Origin of the sequence: Corynebacterium tuberculostearicum, from assembly GCF_032821615.1 — a bacterium.
GTDB classification, from domain to species: Bacteria; Actinomycetota; Actinomycetes; order Mycobacteriales; family Mycobacteriaceae; genus Corynebacterium; species Corynebacterium tuberculostearicum_H.
This window is the reverse complement of sequence record NZ_JAVBIF010000024.1, coordinates 1-17,523: the sequence shown is the minus strand read 5'-3', so window position 1 is coordinate 17,523 and position 17,523 is coordinate 1. Positions and strand designations below refer to the sequence as shown.

The 17,523-nt window shown below is 58.9% G+C and carries 18 protein-coding genes and 1 other RNA gene; 15 read left to right on the top strand and 4 right to left on the bottom strand.

The genetic code is table 11. The features are described 5' to 3' along the window. The first annotated feature begins 141 nt into the window (after nucleotides 1–141). The 6 genes from RAE09_RS11110 (at nucleotide 142) to RAE09_RS11085 (ending at nucleotide 5,084) form a co-directional block, all read left to right on the top strand. On the top strand, nucleotides 142–528 hold the full coding sequence (locus RAE09_RS11110; RefSeq protein WP_394286743.1) for an ATP-binding cassette domain-containing protein: 387 nt from the start codon (nucleotides 142–144) through the stop codon (nucleotides 526–528). A gap of 201 nt (nucleotides 529–729) precedes the next feature. Beyond that, the gene (locus RAE09_RS11105; protein ID WP_284821947.1) at nucleotides 730–1,602 is read left to right on the top strand and encodes an ABC transporter substrate-binding protein; all 873 of its coding nucleotides are present in this window, start codon (nucleotides 730–732) and stop codon (nucleotides 1,600–1,602) included. Nucleotides 1,603–1,631: 29 nt separating this feature from the next. Next, nucleotides 1,632–2,564 (top strand): FecCD family ABC transporter permease, encoded by a 933-nt coding sequence (locus RAE09_RS11100; RefSeq protein ID WP_394372008.1) that lies wholly within the window; start codon nucleotides 1,632–1,634, stop codon nucleotides 2,562–2,564. After that, entirely contained in the window at nucleotides 2,554–3,537 is a 984-nt protein-coding gene (locus tag RAE09_RS11095) for a FecCD family ABC transporter permease (RefSeq protein ID WP_316981700.1), read from the top strand. The genes RAE09_RS11100 and RAE09_RS11095 overlap by 11 nt, the downstream gene beginning before the upstream one ends. Before the next feature lie 2 nt (nucleotides 3,538–3,539). After that, entirely contained in the window at nucleotides 3,540–4,352 is an 813-nt protein-coding gene (locus tag RAE09_RS11090) for an ABC transporter ATP-binding protein (protein WP_316981699.1), read from the top strand. Between the two features lie 24 nt (nucleotides 4,353–4,376). Then, the gene (locus RAE09_RS11085; protein WP_005326522.1) at nucleotides 4,377–5,084 is read left to right on the top strand and encodes a hypothetical protein; all 708 of its coding nucleotides are present in this window, start codon (nucleotides 4,377–4,379) and stop codon (nucleotides 5,082–5,084) included. Between the two features lie 66 nt (nucleotides 5,085–5,150). On the opposite strand, the gene RAE09_RS11080 is transcribed toward RAE09_RS11085, so the two are convergent. Further along, nucleotides 5,151–5,594: a DUF1990 domain-containing protein gene (locus RAE09_RS11080; RefSeq protein WP_005326520.1), complete on the bottom strand. Its 444-nt coding sequence runs from the start codon at nucleotides 5,592–5,594 to the stop codon at nucleotides 5,151–5,153. Between the two features lie 149 nt (nucleotides 5,595–5,743). On the opposite strand from RAE09_RS11080, the gene RAE09_RS11075 reads away from it, so the two are divergent. The 3 genes from RAE09_RS11075 (at nucleotide 5,744) to feoB (ending at nucleotide 9,262) form a co-directional block, all read left to right on the top strand. Next, a complete protein-coding gene (locus tag RAE09_RS11075) occupies nucleotides 5,744–6,832 on the top strand; it encodes a trypsin-like serine protease (protein WP_005326518.1) in 1,089 nt (362 codons plus the stop codon). A gap of 262 nt (nucleotides 6,833–7,094) precedes the next feature. After that, entirely contained in the window at nucleotides 7,095–7,340 is a 246-nt protein-coding gene (locus tag RAE09_RS11070; RefSeq protein WP_050776569.1) for a FeoA domain-containing protein, read from the top strand. Then, a complete protein-coding gene (gene feoB / locus RAE09_RS11065) occupies nucleotides 7,340–9,262 on the top strand; it encodes a ferrous iron transport protein B (RefSeq protein WP_005326515.1) in 1,923 nt (640 codons plus the stop codon). Before RAE09_RS11070 ends, feoB begins: the two co-directional genes overlap by 1 nt. 253 nt (nucleotides 9,263–9,515) lie before the next feature. Here the strand turns inward: feoB and hisN are convergent, their stop codons facing one another. Together hisN and RAE09_RS11055 are read right to left on the bottom strand one after the other, a co-directional pair. After that, on the bottom strand, nucleotides 9,516–10,298 hold the full coding sequence (gene hisN, locus RAE09_RS11060) for a histidinol-phosphatase (protein ID WP_302259409.1): 783 nt from the start codon (nucleotides 10,296–10,298) through the stop codon (nucleotides 9,516–9,518). Then, on the bottom strand, nucleotides 10,291–11,127 hold the full coding sequence (locus tag RAE09_RS11055; RefSeq protein ID WP_302259410.1) for an inositol monophosphatase family protein: 837 nt from the start codon (nucleotides 11,125–11,127) through the stop codon (nucleotides 10,291–10,293). The genes hisN and RAE09_RS11055 overlap by 8 nt, the downstream gene beginning before the upstream one ends. A gap of 60 nt (nucleotides 11,128–11,187) precedes the next feature. Between RAE09_RS11055 and prfB the strand changes: the two genes are divergently transcribed. Next, entirely contained in the window at nucleotides 11,188–12,291 is a 1,104-nt protein-coding gene (gene prfB / locus RAE09_RS11050) for a peptide chain release factor 2 (RefSeq protein ID WP_301715569.1), read from the top strand. Between the two features lie 83 nt (nucleotides 12,292–12,374). Here prfB and RAE09_RS11045 read toward each other — a convergent pair whose 3' ends face one another. After that, complete coding sequence (locus RAE09_RS11045) at nucleotides 12,375–13,994, bottom strand: AbgT family transporter (protein ID WP_316981698.1); 1,620 nt, start codon at nucleotides 13,992–13,994, stop codon at nucleotides 12,375–12,377. A 109-nt stretch (nucleotides 13,995–14,103) separates the two neighbouring features. Here RAE09_RS11045 and ftsE point away from each other — a divergent pair, with 109 nt between their 5' ends. The 5 genes from ftsE (at nucleotide 14,104) to ssrA (ending at nucleotide 17,032) form a co-directional block, all read left to right on the top strand. Continuing rightward, the gene (ftsE, locus tag RAE09_RS11040) at nucleotides 14,104–14,793 is read left to right on the top strand and encodes a cell division ATP-binding protein FtsE (RefSeq protein WP_150851432.1); all 690 of its coding nucleotides are present in this window, start codon (nucleotides 14,104–14,106) and stop codon (nucleotides 14,791–14,793) included. After that, entirely contained in the window at nucleotides 14,790–15,692 is a 903-nt protein-coding gene (ftsX, locus tag RAE09_RS11035; protein ID WP_316981697.1) for a permease-like cell division protein FtsX, read from the top strand. Before ftsE ends, ftsX begins: the two co-directional genes overlap by 4 nt. Nucleotides 15,693–15,736: 44 nt before the next feature. Beyond that, on the top strand, nucleotides 15,737–16,240 hold the full coding sequence (smpB, locus tag RAE09_RS11030) for an SsrA-binding protein SmpB (RefSeq protein ID WP_005322310.1): 504 nt from the start codon (nucleotides 15,737–15,739) through the stop codon (nucleotides 16,238–16,240). Beyond that, nucleotides 16,233–16,589, top strand: coding sequence for a DUF488 domain-containing protein (locus RAE09_RS11025; RefSeq protein ID WP_302259416.1), 357 nt, complete (start codon nucleotides 16,233–16,235; stop codon nucleotides 16,587–16,589). The genes smpB and RAE09_RS11025 overlap by 8 nt, the downstream gene beginning before the upstream one ends. Before the next feature lie 62 nt (nucleotides 16,590–16,651). Further along, nucleotides 16,652–17,032: a transfer-messenger RNA gene (gene ssrA / locus RAE09_RS11020) on the top strand. Nucleotides 17,033–17,523: the final 491 nt, after the last annotated feature.

Genomic DNA, 17,523 nt, shown 5'->3' with positions numbered 1-17,523 from the left:
CCTGTCGCGGAACTCTGCTTGCTGATAGCCGTAGCGATTGCCGAGGAAGTTGTTTTTCGTGGTGTGTTAATTTATGCCCTGACTGCGGATGGACTCGGCGGATATCAATCCACGATGGTGTGAACTGCTCCCCATTCGCCGATGAGGGCCATTTTCGTTTTCTTCGGCGGCCAGCGGCAATGGGCACGGCTTGCACTGGCTCTGGCTCAGGGCGCGCCGGTGCCGCTGCTCGACGAGCCTACGACCTTCCTCGATCCCGCCCACGCGATTAGTGTTTTGGAGCCCGTTCGCAAGCAAGCCCGCGCTGGTAAGGCAGTCGTTGTTGTGCTGCACGACCACATGTTGGCTGGTCAGTACTCCGACACCAGGGCGGTTATGAACAACGGCGAGGTCATAGCCCGGGGGACTCCCAAGGAAGCACTGCGGAAGGATATTTTAGCCGCAGCCTACGGTATCGATGTAGAAATCTGGGACGATCCTTTCAGTGACGCCCCCGTCATCGTTTCCCGCGCTGTGCTCAAGGGCTAGAGCATTCGAAAGATGAACACCAAAGACCGCAGTTTGGAGTTCGTTCGCAGAGGCTGTAGATGATCGTGGCTAGAGCGGATTCCGGTTTCCGCTCCTCACCGCTATCCCTCATGGAACTCATCCTGTGGCTGCATGGTCTGTCATGGAGAGGGAAGCAATCAGGCTCTAGACAGTAAACCCTTATAAAGCTAAGGTAAGCCTATGCAAAAGAGAGACTTCATGAATGTGCGTGCAGTTATCGCACTTGTAGCCACCCTAGCCCTAGGCGCAGGCCTTGTTGCGTGTTCTTCTGATTCTTCTCAGGGACCGGGTGAAGATAGGAAAATCGAGCGAGTTGTGGCGCTCGATTGGCGCTATGAGGAAATTCTCAAGGCCCTCGATGTGGACCCTGTGGGAATCGTAGAAATCGGTAAGTCGGAGGCACCTACTACGTTGAAGGGACAGTTAGGTCAGGCGACCTCTGTGGGCCAAGCCAAGCAGCCGAACCTAGAGGTTATCCAGTCTTTGGAGCCAGATCTGATTTTGGCTAGCCCTACCCGGCAAGCTGATATTATGCCGCAGCTGGAAGAGATTGCGCAGACGGAATCCTACCCAGATGAAACTTACTCGGACGTGTTGGACTCGATGGATGAGATCGCGGCCAAACTCGGCAAAGAGGAAAAGGCTAAAGAAGTCCGTCAGCGCATCGAGGACAAGATTGCTCAGACCAAGGACACGGTAAAGCCGGGGAGTCGTGCGGTCGTGGCTGGCTGGTCCAGCGAGATGCTCTATACCTGGGTCAACCCCTCTTTCCCTCAGTCGCTACTGAGTAAAGTGGGCTATGACTATGCCTTTGAAGGCGAGAAGTCTTCTATCGAATCTAAGACTGATGTAGCGGAACTGACCGGCGATAAGCTCCCTGGCATGAAGGCTGACCGAGTCTTTATGTACAAGGACGTCGAAGCGTTTAAAAAGACGCCCTATGCCAAGGGCAGCGGTGACATCGTAAAGGTAGACCAAGATATCTGGTCGCGCGCTCGCGGGCCACTTTCCGCCGAGCATATGCTCGATGACATTATCGCCGCTGAAAAGTAGTGGCATCACGAACTAAAGCCAGTGCCTGCCTGGTCTTTGCAACCGCTGCCGCTGCCTTTGTGTGGTGGTGGCGGCTCCGCCATGTTCAGGTGCCAGTTGATACCCCGTGGTTGGAAGAAGAGCTGCATAGCGTGGCTTTTGACCGTCTCCTTGCTACCACGGTGGTCGGTATTGCACTAGGTGTAGGCGGGTTATTGCTGCGCACGGCAACCGCGAATCCGCTCGCCGATCCGTCCATCACTGGTGTGAACTCCGGTGCGGCACTCGGCGCAGTCGCAACCGCAATGTTTTTTGGGAGCGAAACCTCGAGCGTTGACCAGCTGCCCGGTGCGCTGCTGGGTGCGGGGATTGCTGTGGGGGTGACGGTGGGCGTCGGCAAGAGCGGTGCGATCCAGCGCATGGTACTCGTGGGCGTTGCCGTTTCCGCGCTGTGTAGCGCATTGACCTCCATTTTCTTGGTAATAGATGAAGCTCAACTGGCTACGGTGATGTCATGGCTTTCTGGTCGGCTTGCCGGTGTGCGCCTAAGCGGTATCATGCCGGCGCTGATTGCCGTGCTGGTCGTGGTTCCCTTGACCTTAGTCGGTGCAAAAACGCTGGACTTGCTCGTAGCAGGCGATGCCGTGGCCGGTGCTGTCGGCGCGAAGCCGGAGCGCATTCGGTTGGCTGCCATTGTGGCGGCGGTAGTGCTCATTGCTCCTGCGGTAGCCGCAACCGGGCCGATTGGATTTTTGGGGCTGATGGCCGCGACCGTAGCGTGGCGGGTGTGCGGCGCACACCACCGCATGGGGCTGTGTGTGGCTGGAATTGTAGGAGCAGCGGTGCTTCTGGTGGCAGATTCGGTTGGGCAGGCAATTTGGGCGCCGGCCGAGACCCCAGTGGGCATCGTGACTTCTTTGGCTGGCATGCCCTTAGTGCTGTGGTCCGTCCATGCGCTGGGGAGGAGGAAGCATGCGGCATAAGAGATTTGTAGGGGTTCTGGTAGGGCTCATCCTGGCGTTGGTATTGAGCGCAGTCATCGGCATGGGCGTCGGTGCGGTGATGAAATCGCCGGGCGAGGTGACCACTGGCTTCTTTACCGGAGATCCGCTCATCTGGAGGTACCGCGCACCGCGATTCTTGGTAGGTATTTGCGCGGGCAGTGCCATGGCTGTTTCTGGTTGTCTTTTGCAATCCGCGCTACGCAATCCTTTGGCCGCTCCAGATACGGTGGGTATTACCTCCGGCGGCGGACTCGCGGCCGTTGCGGTACTCATGGGAGCAGGCGCCCTGCCGGCCCACCTGCTGACCTTTATCGCCTTTATCGGCGCGTTGGCTGGAACTGGGGTGGTTCTCCTTTTTGCTGGACGCGGGGTAAGCGATCCGGTGCGCCTGCCCCTTACCGGGGTGGCGGTATCTTTCGGGCTGGGTGCCATCACTGAATTGCTCTTGGTGCGCGCCGCGCCAGAGGCAGGAGCGGCCATGACATGGCTGAAAGGTTCGCTTTACGCCCGCTCGCTTGGCGACGCCACTATTGTTGCCCCCTTTATCCTTTTCGCCCTAACCATCGCGATGGTGGTCGCAAAACACCTGGATATGCTAGCGCTGGATGATTCCACCATGGCCGGCATCGGAGTGAGTACCAAGATGTGGCGCCTAATAGCAATAGCTTTGGCCGTTGTCCTCGGCGCAGCGGGAGTCGCCGCGGCCGGGGTCTTGGGTTTCGCCGGGCTCGTCGTCCCACATGCTGCCCGCTTGATCGTTGGTTCGAACCTGCGCCGGCAAATGCCCGTGGCGGCCCTAGGCGGCGCGACCCTTGTGACTGTATGCGATACGTTCGGTCGCTGGGCCTTCGCCCCCACGGAAATCCCCGTTGGCGCGCTCATCGCGCTGATTGGCGCACCCTATTTCATTTTCCTATTGACTCGGCTAACCCGAGTGCGAAACGGAGGCTAGACATGACACTGACGTGTAGCGGATTGACCGTGGGTTACGGTGGCCCCGATGTGGTCAAAGATGTAAATCTCCGCTTATCTAGCGGTCAAGTAACGGCTCTGATCGGGCCGAATGGCTGCGGCAAATCGACGCTTCTCAAAACATTGGGGCGCCAACTTACGCCCAGCGCAGGCGCGGTGTACCTCTCGGACCAAAATATCAGCAAGTATTCCTCGCGTGCCTTTGCACGTGAAGTTTCTTTTCTGCCACAACATCCCGTGGCTCCGGAAGGGATATTAGTGCGCGACGTCATCGGTTACGGCCGCTATCCCTATACAGGAGCGCTAGCGACGATGCGGGCCGGAGATCATGCAGCGGTTGAGCGTGCTGCCTCGCGTGCTGGGGTGAGCGAGCTTCTCGACGCCCCCGCGGCAGACCTTTCCGGCGGTCAGCGCCAGCGCGTCTTCCTCGCCATGACGTTGGCCCAAGAAACGCCAATTACCTTGCTTGACGAGCCGACTACATACCTCGACCCGGCGCACCAATTATCCATCTTGGATCTCATCCGAGACCTTAACCGCGCTGGGACCACGGTGGTCATGGTGGTCCACGATATGGTCCATGCCGCGCGTTACGCCGATCGAATCGTAGCCATGCGTGAGGGACGCATTGTGACCGAAGGGGCCACCGAGGAGGTGATGACCGCTGAACTCGTACGCGAAACCTTCCATGTTGAGTGTTTAGAGATGACTGATCCCTCCACCGGTCGACGCTTTCCCATACCCATTTCCGTGCACGCTCCTGAATTTTCTGGAACCCTAGAAGGAAGAAGATAAATCTATTTAAAGGAGTACGTAGCAATGGCAAACGAACTAGGCCACGAGGTCGACTTGGACCGCAACGAATACAAGTACCTAGCATCTAAAGACACCGCGTCTTCGGAGGCTAAATCTGACAAGTCCTCGCAGTCCGCTGCAGCTGCAGCTGGTGCCGCAGGTGCAGCCGGCCTGTCCAAGCCGGTCGGAAAGCCGTCTGCGGACGGACATGAGTCCACCGCAAGTAAGTATGAACCGCAGAACCACGTTGTCGCTGGAGCGGAGGAAGAACATGTGGCTAAAGCTGCCGAGCAGCCAGATCTGCAAGAAAAGCTGGACGAGGATAACTCTGACTACGCGCCCAGCCAGCACATCGTAGGTGGCGCGAAGGAAGAGCACATTGGTTCCGCCCCGCAGCAGCCGGACCTGCAGGAGAAGTTGGATGAAGGTAACTCGGACTATGCGCCCAGCCAGCACATCGTAGGCGAAGCAAACGAAGAGCGTGTTGCTACTGCGCCGAACCAGGACAACGTCAACGGTCAGCAGTCCTCTGAGCGCCTGGATCAGCTAAAGGGCAAGGCATCCGAGGCTGGTAGCGCCGTCGGCGATGCGTTCCAGCGCGCTAAGGGCTTCGTGGAGGACAAGGCACACGAGTACCAAGAGGAGTCCACGAAGAAGGGTGGCTTCTTTGACCGAGTCAAGGGCGCTGTGCGCGATGCACGCGAGTCCATCGAGGACAAGCGCAAGAACTAACCAGCGCTGAGATTGAGCCGCTTTCCCGGGTTCGGGGAGGCGGCTTTTGTCGTATATACAATCCTGCTAATCGTCTAAAGCGTGAAGATAGAGCCGGCTAATCAGCAGGCGCCTTGGCACGTCCACGAGGGGGCGCAGGCAGGGGAGGAAGGGCTCTGAGGCGGCGTCTATAAGCAAAAGCGTTCGGCCGTCGCGTAGGCGCTCCAGAGTGAAAGTCTCCTCACCTCGCTCTAGGTGTCCGGGGAGGGTGCCATAGGTAAACCCGCAGCGGCCATCCTCGCGGAAGACCTCTATTACGCGGCAGCGGAAATCCCACGGCCCCAAGCCGAGGGTGACCTCTGCGCCGGGCTCGACTACGGGGTGGGTTGCCCGAACGCGGAATAGCCCGCTGCGTTGGATTGTCCAGCGGAAAAGACGGTGTGCGGCGGCGTCAAAGTCGGCATTGATAACCCGCGACATATGTAGCTGCGGAAAGCCAGAGGTATCGGAATAGGACAGCGGTGTGGGCATATTCTCAATGATAGGGGAGGGGTGATCACCCCCGAAGTCTGGAAGAAATATAACGGCTTGGACACAGTCACAAGAGTTTGCTGCTTCCACAATTCTTTCGTGCCAATATCGAGCTAGCAGGATGTTGACAACGGAAAGTAGGTACCTTGATGCTTCGCATACCGCACCTCAAGAAAGTCCTGGTGGGCTCGGCTTTCGCTGGTGCGTTTTTCCTGGGTTCCCCGGCCGCAGGCGCCCAGGAATTGCCCCAACCGGATTTTGACTCCGCAGGGATTATTAACCAGGTCCGAGATGGCCTGGCGGGGGTTGGTATCCAAACCCCGCAGGTGGACAAGAGCGTTACCGATGCTGTGGATTCTTCTGTACGCAATGCACACAACGCGGTGCAACAGAAAGCGCAGCAGGCTCAGTACGCAGAGCCAATGACTAACCCGAACCCTATTGGTCTGGCGGAGCAGGCCACACAACCGGAGTTTAAACCAAAGGGAACCAACCCAAACTACCAGTGGAAAAATGATGGGTTTTCCAAGGTAGCTGCGGGAAAACCACAGGCGGACTACGTATTGCACCGCGTTCCGGGCTCTATGTTTGATGCCCCACGCATCCCTGAAGAGTCCGTTGCCGCCATGAACCAAGGGGAGTCGCTCTACGGCCCAGGCACCCCGCTCTATGTCAATAAGGAAACGATGTGCACCTTGACCGTGGCGGGCAACGATAATGCTGGCCGCAAGGTGGGCCTGACCGCCGCGCACTGCGGCAATGTGGGAGACCCTGTTACCTCCGCTGATTCTGAGCAAATCGGCCCAACCGGCACTGTAGTGTCTAAGAACGAGGACTTGGATTACGCCGTTATCGAGTTCGGCTCCAAGGCTAAGGTTTCTCGTTCCTACAACGGTGTAACCGTCAATCAATTGGGTGGTGGCGTAAAGCCGGGTCAGCAGGTGTGCAAGCAGGGTGTTGCTACTGGCAAGACCTGCGGCATGACCTATCAGCAGGCCAAGAAGATTCAGATTAACCAAGTATGCGCCATGATGGGCGATTCCGGCGCTCCATTGTTGGTCGATGGCCGCCTAGTTGGCTCGATTACCGGTGGTTTCCTGCCGGTGAATTTCCCGTGCCGTACCCCACTGCAGGGGCCGGTCCATAACCCAACCGCCGCAACCACCATGGATGCGGTCTTGGAGGATATGAATCGCCGTGGCGGCGTAGGCGCTGGTTTCGCGCTACCGCAGGACTAACCTCGTCCCTGCTCTTCGCCCGCTCCCGTTGCTACTGGGAGCGGGCACTTTTATGTCTCTGTCTAGTGCCGATAATCACAACTAATCGGCGCTTGTGTGAAACCCTTTTGCGGACTAAGGTTAGGCTTATCTAGAAGCCACTTAGGTGTGGCTAACATCACCGGCGTGAGCCGGACTGAGAGAACCGAGGTGACCCGCGATGTTACAGCTGTCGTTATTGTCCCGCACTCGTACCCAGCAGACCTGCGAAAGGTCCGAATGTATGCGTGCCGATCAAGCCCCAGTGGACGCATTGGTAGAACTCCCTGAATGCTGCTTGCGGCATGCGATTGAGTCGCAGCCGGCGTTGGCACTGCGTATGCGTGAACTGGGATTCCGGCCAGGGGTGCGCGTGAAGATGGGGCGCAAGGTGGCCGGCGGGGCGCGCTTGGTTACTATCGGCAGCGCCCGGTATGCGGTAGACGCGCATACGCTGCGCCAGCTCGAAGTTATCCCGGTAGCAGCATAATGGCACGCAAAACCGCAGCGCCAAGCTGCCACTCCACATCCTCCATGCGTATCGCCGCGGAGGGAACACCTGTCCTCGCCTTGGTCGGGGCTCCAAATTCCGGCAAATCTACCTTGTTCAACGCGCTGACCGGAGCGAAAGTCCAGACCGGCAACTGGCCGGGTACTTCTGTAGAAGTCAGCCGTGGTTTGTGGAATGCGCAGCCAGAGGCCTTCGACATCATCGATCTGCCCGGTGCTTATTCCTTGGATCCAATGAGTCCGGACGAGGAATTCACCCGCGACATGCTCGTCGAAGGTCCGCCATGTGAGCGCCCGGATGTGGTTGTGGTGTTGGTGGATGCCACCGCACCGGCGCGCGGGCTGAACCTTGCGTTCCAGATCGCGGAGTACCCGTACCGGGTAGTGATTGGGGTGACCAAAGAGGACGTCGCCAAGCAGCAGGGCATAAGCATCGATATCGCCGCGCTATCGCGCGTCGTTGGCATGCCGGTGGTCAGCGTCAATGGTCGCCGCCGAGAAAACCTAGATGCGCTGGAGGGCGCCGTTGCAAAAGCAATGCAGACGGAGCCACAGACTATCCGGCCCAACGCCGATGTGGACCAACGTTTTGCGGATCTGGATGCGGCCGAGAAAGTTGCAGTCAGCCATGAAAATGTGGGGGAGCCACTTAGCCAGCGCGTGGACCGCTTGGTATTGCACCCAGTGCTCGGGCCCATTTTGTTTCTGGCCGTTATGTGGGCTGTGTTCTTCATTACCACTACGGTCGCAGGACCGCTGCAGGACGGATTGGAGGCGTTCATTACCGGCCCTGTATCCGATGCAGCGCGCAGCATCCTCCCAGACCATTGGTTGGTAACGGGCCTGCTGGTAGATGGGCTCATCGGTGGTGTGGGCATGGTGCTCACCTTTGCGCCGCTCCTTGCGCTGATGTTTCTGTGCTTGGCGGTGCTAGAGGATTCCGGTTATATGGCGCGCGCGGCGGTGGTCACTGACCGCGTCATGCGCGCCATCGGTCTGCCCGGCAAGGCCTTTATCCCCATTGTGGTGGGCTATGGCTGCAATGTCCCGGCGATTTCGGCTACGCGCGTGCTTGGCGACGTCCGCCATCGCATCCTTACCTGCCTGCTTATCCCCTTCACCTCATGTTCGGCCCGGCTCATCGTATTTATGATGCTGGCGCAGGTCTTTTTCCCCGCTCATGCTGGTTCCGCGGTATTCGCCATGTACGTGCTGTCTATCGCACTGGTGGTGTTGGTGGGCCTCGCTTTGCGCCGCACGGTGTGGCGGGCCATGCCGTCCGAAGCCCTCGTTATCGACCTTCCGGCTTATCAGCTGCCTACGTTTAAACTCACGGTGTCGGTCATGTGGGTAAGGCTCAAAGGATTTTTGCACACCGCCGGAGGCATCATTGTGGCTACGGTCGTAGTCATCTGGTTGCTGATGTCTATTCCGGTCACTGGTGGGCACTCCTTCAACGAAGAGGCGGTACCGCCGCAAGATTCCGCCTACGGTGCGGTGTCTAAAGCGATGTCCCCTGTCTTTGCGCCTGCTGGGTTTGATTCTTGGTCCCTAACCGGGCCGCTTGTCACCGGGTTCGTGGCGAAGGAGACTCTCATTTCCACTTGGGCCCAGACGTATGCGGTAGAAGACGTCACTGACGATGCACCAGAGGAGCAAGCAGAATCCCCGTTGGCTAGCCATATTCGCGCCGACTTTGATGCGGCCTCTGGTGGGCACGGGCTGGCTGCGGTGTGGGCGTATATGGTCTTCCTTCTGGCCTATACCCCTTGCGTGGCCACGGTGGCCGCACAGCGGCGAGAAATAGGTTGGAAGTGGACCCTCATCGGGTTTGCGCTGCAGCTAGCAACCGCCTGGATCCTTGCGGTAGGAGTATTTCAAATCCTCAAGGTCTTCCTATGAGCCCCACGGAGAAGGTCAAGGAGACCATCACACAGGGAAATTCCAATCCCGCCGACATAGCACAGGCGACGGGGTTGGGGCAGGGGACCGTGGAGGTAATCTTGGCTTACCTCGAGCGAAGTGAGGAACTAGTGAGAGAATCGCTGACCTCGTGCCCTAGCGGTGGCTGCGGGAGTTGCTCGCAGGCGGGTGGTTGCTCGGGTGCGGTTGCCGAGCGCCGCGGCCCAGTTCTGCTCCAGCTGCGGAGAAGACCCTAGCCCTGCAGTGCGGCTAGGGCGTGCTTGTGGAGCAGGCCGTTAGAGGCCACGCCGGATCCGCCGTGCGGGCCGGGGTTGCCGTCAAGATCAGTGAAAGTGCCACCGGCTTCGGTCACGATGAGCGATGGTGCGGCGAGGTCCCAGAGGGAAACCTCCGGTTCAGCGGCGATGTCCACCGCGCCTTCGGCCACGAGGCAATAGGACCAGAAGTCTCCGTAGCCGCGCAGGCGCCACGTCTTATCAGTAAGCGCGAGGAATCTATCGCGCAATCCGCGCTCCGCCCAGCCGGTCAGGGAACTCATGGCCAGTGAAGAATCGGCAAGCTTTTCTACGTGGGAAACGCCCAAGCGCTTCGGTTCGCCGCCGAAGACGCGATAAGCGCCGGCTCCCTTGGCCGCGTACCAGCGGCGGCGCAGGGCAGGAGCGGAGACGACGGAAACTACAGGCTCGCCGTCTTCTAATAGAGAAATCAGCGTGGCCCACACTGGAACGCCGCGCACAAAGTTCTTGGTGCCGTCGATCGGATCGATAACCCACTGGCGGCCCTTATAGCAGGCCTCCCCGCCGTATTCCTCCCCCAGCACCTCGTCGCGCGGGCGGGAACGCTTGAGGGATTCGCGGATATGTTTCTCACAGGTGAGGTCCGCATCCGATACCGGAGTCATATCCGGTTTTTCCTTGACGGAAAGATCCGCCGCTTCGAAGCGGTGCATGGTCACCACATCGGCATGGCCCGCTAGCTCGAGCGCGAGGCCCAAGTCTTCTTTGAACTTACCCACGGAGCCAATCCTCCATTTGATCCACTACCTGTTTATTGCCGGCTAGGCACCATTCGACGCCGCCGGCTTCTACCTTGCGGGCTGCACCGCCGGCCGCCTCAACGAGAGCTTTGCCGGGGAACCAGTCCCAGTCCGCCACCGAGTGCTGCATCCATGCGCCCCATGTGCCATCGGCTACAGAGGCAAGGTCAACAGAACCGGCGCCGAGCATACGGACTGTAGCAAAGTTTTCCGCTACGCGTTGCCACGCCCCGCGGATATTCTCATCCACCAGCGAGGTTGGGTGCAAGTAGGTAGAAAGCGAAATCTGCTCGGCCGGCTTATCCTCCAGACGAGCCACCTCCTTGCCATCCAGCGAAGTGGGGAAGTCGTGGCCACCGAACCACGTATAGCCCATGGCTGGGCGGTGAACGGCGCCGAGGGTGATCCCGGTGGCGTCGGCAAGCGCGAGGGCAGAGCACCAATAATCGGATCCGGAGGAGAAATTATAAGTGCCATCGACTGGGTCAATGACCCAGGTGCGGCCGGACTGGGACTCGCGGGCCGCACCCTCTTCGCCGAGGATGCCGTCTTCCGGACGCACGGCCTCGAGCACGCCCGCAACGAAGCGCTCGGCCGCCCGGTCCGCATCCGTAACAACGTCCGAGATAGAAGTCTTGTGCTCTACGTCGACGCCCATCTCGCGCAAGCGCCAGGCCAGGCGGCCGGCGTTATAGACAAGGGCCTGCGCTAGGTGCGCATCCCCGTCATCCGCGTGCGCGACAATGAAGGTCTTGATGACCGCATCGATCATCTCCTGCAAGCTCGGCTTTTGATCCATGCCCACCATTGTCACCCTAAACGCGGCCGATGGCTAATTATGCCGGCCGGGTGGGTAGGATTGGGGCCTATGCGTCCCGAAGTAACAGCACGGCTCAAGCAATTGGAAACCACCCTGACCACCATCGAGAAGGTCATGGACCCGGAGGCTTTGGCTGCCCGCATTCGGGAACTAGAGGCCCAGGCCGGCGACCCATCCCTGTGGGATGACCCCGCCCACGCGCAACAGGTCACCTCCGAGCTTTCCGCAGCGCAGGCCAAGGTTCGCAAGTTGGAATCGCTGCGCGGGCGCTTAGAGGACATGCCCGTGATGTATGAACTCGCGGAAGAAGAGGGCGATACCTCCCTGGCGGATGATGAGCTTGATTCCCTGGAATCTGCCATCGAATCGCTGGAGGTCACCACCATGCTTTCTGGTGAGTATGACCCGCGTGAGGCGGTTATTAATATCCGCTCCGGCGCCGGCGGTGTGGACGCGGCCGACTGGGCCGAGATGCTCATGCGCATGTACACGCGCTGGGCGGAAAAGCACGGCCACAAGGTTGATGTCTATGACATCTCTTATGCGGAGGAGGCCGGTATCAAGTCCGCGACCTTTGTCGTCCACGGTGAATACATGTACGGCCAGCTCTCCGTGGAGCAGGGAGCGCACCGCCTGGTGCGCATCTCGCCCTTTGATAACCAAGGGCGGCGCCAGACCTCCTTTGCCGAGGTAGAAGTTTTGCCGGTGGTGGAGCAGACTGACTCGATTGAGGTGCCGGATTCAGAGGTGCGCGTCGATGTCTATCGTTCTTCTGGTCCGGGCGGCCAGTCCGTCAATACCACCGACTCCGCGGTGCGCCTGACCCACATTCCCACCGGCATTGTGGTGACCTGCCAGAACGAAAAGTCGCAGATTCAAAATAAGGCCTCGGCCATGCGCGTGCTGCAGGCTAAGCTGCTGGAGCGCAAGCGCCAAGAGGAACAAGCTGAGCTCGATGCGTTGGGCGCCGGTGGCAACGCCTCCTGGGGCAATCAGATGCGTTCCTACGTGCTGCACCCGTACCAGATGGTCAAAGACTTACGCACCAATTTTGAGGTGGGCGATCCCTCCAAGGTGCTCGATGGCGATATCGATGGCTTCCTTGAATCCGGTATCCGCTGGCGTATGCAGCAACAAGAAGATCAAGCTTAGGTCCATACTGATCGAGCTGAATTGAACGCGAAAAGGCCGAACTGAGGGGAGAATCTCCTCAGTTCGGCCTGATCTCTATGGACTTAACCCGCGTAGTCCATCGGCGCGCCTGGTCCCAGCGGGATGCCGATGAGGTACCAGATGACGAAGAAGGCGAACCAACCCACGATCATGCAGAGGGAATAGGGCAGCGCCAGCGACATCAAAGTACCCACACCTGCTGGCTTGTAATAGCGCTGCAGGAAGGTCAGAGCCAGCGCGAAGTAGGGCGACATCGGGGTGATGATATTCGTTGGGGAGTCACCGATACGGAAGAGCATCTGGGAAACCTCAGGTGAGACGCCCACATACATCATCATCGGCACGATGACCGGGGCCATCAGGGCCCACTGGGCGGAACCGGAGGTGATGAAGAGGTTGAGCAGTGCGACCATGGCCACCAGTGCCGCAAACATCACTAGCGGCGGCAGGGACCAGTGTTGGAGCAGCTCGGAGCCCTTGATGGCGGTCCATACGCCGAGGTTGGACCACTCGAACCAGGCCAGGAACTGTGCCACCGCGAAGAAGAGGACCAGCATGGGAACGAGGGTCTCGATGCCCTTGGCCATAAACTCCGGTACATCAGCAAAAGACTTCACGGTGCCTGCCGCCAGGCCGTAGACGATGCCGCATACCAAGAATGCCAAGGCGATCGGCACCGCGATGGCGCTAATGAGTGGCGACTCCATGAAGCTATCCCCTTGGCTTGCCAGCGGGGAGCCGGGGATAAAGAGCAGGGCAAAGAAGGCGGCAAGGAAGAGCAGGAGCGCGATGCCGGAAGCAATCAGACCGCGCTGCTCGTTGGGCTTGATGCGCATCGCCTCTTCATCATCGGTGAAGTCGTACTCCTCATCCTCCTCTGAATTTGCGCCGGCCCCACCGGCGGCCTTGGAGAAGGACACCTCTTCGTAATTAATGTGGTCGTGGTCCACGAGCTCGCGGGCCTTTTTGACCATGAGGAATTCCGTGACCGCGGTAATGATGAGGGAGAGCACCACGGCAGAAGGGATAACGAAGAAGATATTGGCCAGCGGGCTGACCTCATATTCGGGGTCCACAAACTGTGCGGCCGGGGTAGAAATACCCGCGAGCAGGAGGTCGGTGATATTGAGAATCAGCGAGGCATTAAAGCCGGCAGACGATGCCGCAAAGGCCACCATCGCGCCCACGATGGGGGAACGGCCCACGGCGTGGAAGGCCATTGCGCCCAGCGGGATCAGGATGACGTAAATGGCATCAGAGGCCACGGAGCCGGTGACGCCGGCCAGCGCCACCACGAAGGTCAGCATCTTGGCGCTGACCTTGGTCACCATCGCGCGCACCAACGCGGAAAGCAGGCCAGACTGCTCCGCCACGGCCACGCCGAGCATCACGGCAAGGATGACGCCGAGCGGCGGGAAGCTGGTGAAGTTCTCCACTGCATCAGTAACCATGCGCGAGATATTCTCGGTGGTCAGCAGGGATTCTACTTCGATGGTTTCGCCGGTCTTGGGGTCCTCTGCGGTCATGCCGACGAGGTGTCCTAGCCACGAGGTCACAGCGACGATGGCTGCGAGGATGACGAAGAGCCAGAATGGATCCGGCAGCTTATTGCCAATCTTTTCTACAGTGCCCAGGAAGCCGCTTGCAGAACGTGGTTTTTCTTTAGTTTCGGTTTCGGCCATTGTATCGGCACTTTCTGTCGATTGGGTCGGAACAAATTAGTGTCTTAGACCACATTACTTAAATACAGTTCACAGCGTGGTGTCAACTTTAGTTGCTACAGTGATTCGCGTGATTAGATTCGACAACGTGACTAAGGCCTACTCCGCCGAGTCTCGCCCAGCGCTCGACGGGGTGTCCTTCGAGATTGCGGATGGTGAATTCGCCTTCCTTATCGGCCCGTCCGGCTCAGGTAAGTCCACCTTCTTGGAGCTCATGGTGCGCTATAGCAATGTGACCAAGGGCGATATTTATTTCGATGATTTCCACGTCAACGAGCTTTCGGGCAAGCAGATCAACGCGCTGCGCCAGTCCATTGGTTATGTATTCCAGGACTTTCGCCTGCTTCCCAAGCTGACGGTATATCAAAATGTGGCCTTTGCGCTGGAGGTTATTGGCAAGAGCAAGTACCGGATCTCTACCTCGGTCCCGCAGGTTTTGGACCTGGTGGGCCTCGAGGATCGCCGCGATGCGTATCCGCACGAGCTTTCCGGTGGCGAGCAGCAGCGCGTGGCTATTGCGCGCGCGGTGGTCAATCGGCCGAAGCTCCTGCTTGCCGACGAACCCACGGGCAACCTCGATCCCTCCACCGCCGACGAGATCATGGACCTGCTGCTGGGCATCAACCGTCGTGGCACCACCGTGGTCATGTCCACCCACAATGCCCGCGCCGTCAATAGGGCACGCAAGCGTGTGCTGGAACTGCGCAATGGAGTCCTCGTGCGCGACGAGCACGAGGCGATGTACGAGGGGGAAGCATGAAGCTAGGTTTTATTTTCCGCGAGGCCACCAAGGGTCTTGGCCGCAACCTGACCATGACCATCGCCATGATCATCACCACCGCCATTGCCGTAGGCCTCGTTGTCGCCGGCATCATGGTGACCAACCTGACCAAGGACACCAAGGAGATCTATCTCGACCGTGTCGAGGTCATGGTCCAGCTCAATGAGGACATTTCCGCCGGCGACCCGGACTGTACGAGTCCGGCCTGCGCGGATATCAAGGATCAGTTGGAGGCGGATGATTCCGTCGAGTCCGTGGAATACCGCAACCGCGCGGAATCCTATGAGCGGTTCAAGGAGCTTTTCCAAGACACCGACCCCGTCATGGTGGAACAAACCTCGCCCGACGCACTGCCGGCAGCGTTTCACGTGCGCCTGAAGGATCCAGAAGACGCTTCTGCGATCGATGCGATTAGGGATAATCCGGCGGTAGAGGATGTCGTCGACCAGCAGCAAGAAGTGCGCGATGCCGCAAGCAACCTGGATTCTATCCGCAATGCCACCTTTGTGCTGGCCATCGTGATGTCCGTGGCAGCCATCTTCTTGGTGGCCAATATGGTGCAGATCGCCGCGTTCCACCGCACCCGCGAAACGGAAATCATGCGCATGGTGGGCGCGAGCCGGTGGATGACGCAGGCGCCGTTCGTACTGGAAGCAGTGCTGGCCTCGTTCATCGGCGTGGTCTTGGGTGGCGCCGGGATTTTCCTGGGCAAATCCCAGGTGGTAGACCCATCCCTGCAGGGACTGTACGAATCCCAGCTGCTCGCCCCCATGAAGTCCGGCGACCTCTGGATTGCCCTGCCTCTCGTGGGCTTGCTGGCGCTGGTGGTCACCGCCGTCACAGCACATATCGCCCTGCGGTCCTATGTGCGCAAATAGCCCGTTTGCTGGGCCGGCTAAAAGGGCACTACACTGCCATAATTATGGCTAAGAAGGGCAAGAAGAATAAGAAGGCGGCGTCCGGCGAAGCAACGCTCGCTACTAACCGCCGGGCCCGGCATGACTACAAGATCCTCGAGGAATACGAGTGCGGCATCGTCCTGCTCGGCACCGAGATCAAATCCCTGCGGGAGGGAAAAATCTCGCTTAATGATGCTTTCGCCACCATCGACGATGGCGAGGTATACCTGCGCAACCTGCACATCCCGGAATACTCCATGGGCTCGTGGACGAACCACAGCCCGCGGCGTACCCGCAAGCTTTTGCTGCACCGCCGCGAGATCGACAAGCTTTACGGGCAGGTGCGCAACGGCAATAAGACCTTGGTCCCGCTCAAGGTCTACCTCAAGAATGGCTACGCGAAGCTTTCGCTCGCGCTGGCCCAAGGTAAGCAGGACTACGACAAGCGAGAGGATATTAAGCGTCGCGACCAAGACCGCGAAATTTCCCGCGAGCTCGGCCGCCGCGTGAAGGGAATCAATGTTTAAGACGGCGAAGGTTCACGACGTGGTAAAGGGCGAGGACACCATCCATGGCACTGGGGTGCTGGTGGATCGGATGTGGCCCCGGGGCGTCGCCAAGAGCGACTTAGCCTACGACGAGTGGTTCAAGGACGTCGCGCCGAGCCCCGAGCTGCGCAAGTGGTGGAACCACGACGAGGACCGCTTCGACGAGTTTGCCCGCCGCTACAAGGCCGAGCTCGACGACAATGATTCCGACGAGCTTGCCCAATTGCGTGCGCTTGCCGACGCCACCCTCCTCTTTGCCGCCGCCAACCGCACGATCAACCATGCGGTCGTCCTCAAGGAGTGGTTAGAGGAGCACTTGAGGAAATAAAAGCGGGTGGGGTAGTGTTGAACGAACCGTAGGGAAGATGCACTATCCCGTCCCTACAGCATGGGGTTGATTTGGTTTCGACTTCGTGCACTGCGCCAGGGGAAGCGTGCCGGTGCAGGCTAACGACCACCGTATAAGCGTCGTAGCAACCAATAAACGCAGAGAAGAACTCTCAGCGTGACTACGCCCTCGCTGCCTAATTACAGCGACGCGTGTCTGTCAGCCTAGGTTTCGTTCCTGACCTAGATCCTGGCATCGACTAAGGAACTAGCCGGCTGGCTGTGTCATCAGGACCAGTCGGGACTCTTACTGGTGACTGGGCCCATCATCCGGACGTGTTCGCCCGATCCGGAGGGCCGAGCAGAGATTCTGTGCGGACTGCGCACGGAGAAGCCCTGGCAAGGTGACGAAGGACCCGGGTTCAATTCCCGGCAGCTCCACCGATAGGCCCCCGAGAAATCGGGGGCCTTTTTCCATGCAATGGCTTTTAGATCTGCGAACCCTCTCCTGCAGCACTGAGAGGAGGCAATCTCGCAGTGGAGTTGGGGCCTTCTATATGGCTTAAGTTGCCCACCGAATCCTGCCTTCTGGCGCGGAGTAGTCGGCATGTAGTGCGGAAAAGCCCCGAAAAATCCGACCTGTGCTGGGGATTTGTCATTGTTGGAGGGGTTGGACTACATTAATCCAAGTCGCCGCGAGGTAGCCGGGAGGTTACTTAAGGATGACATTTCGTGCGGACTTGGTTCGATGATTTGACTTTGTTCTTTGAGTTGAGTAGGTTTGTACGGGCCGCCAACGAGAGGTTAACGGTAGGTTAATTTTTCTTGTGGTTGGTGATGATGTTTGAGAACTCAATAGTGTGCCAATGTACTTTTTATTTTTTGTGTGCATGGTTGTGTGTTGATTGGTTTGTCTGCCAGCAGGCTTAGTGGTT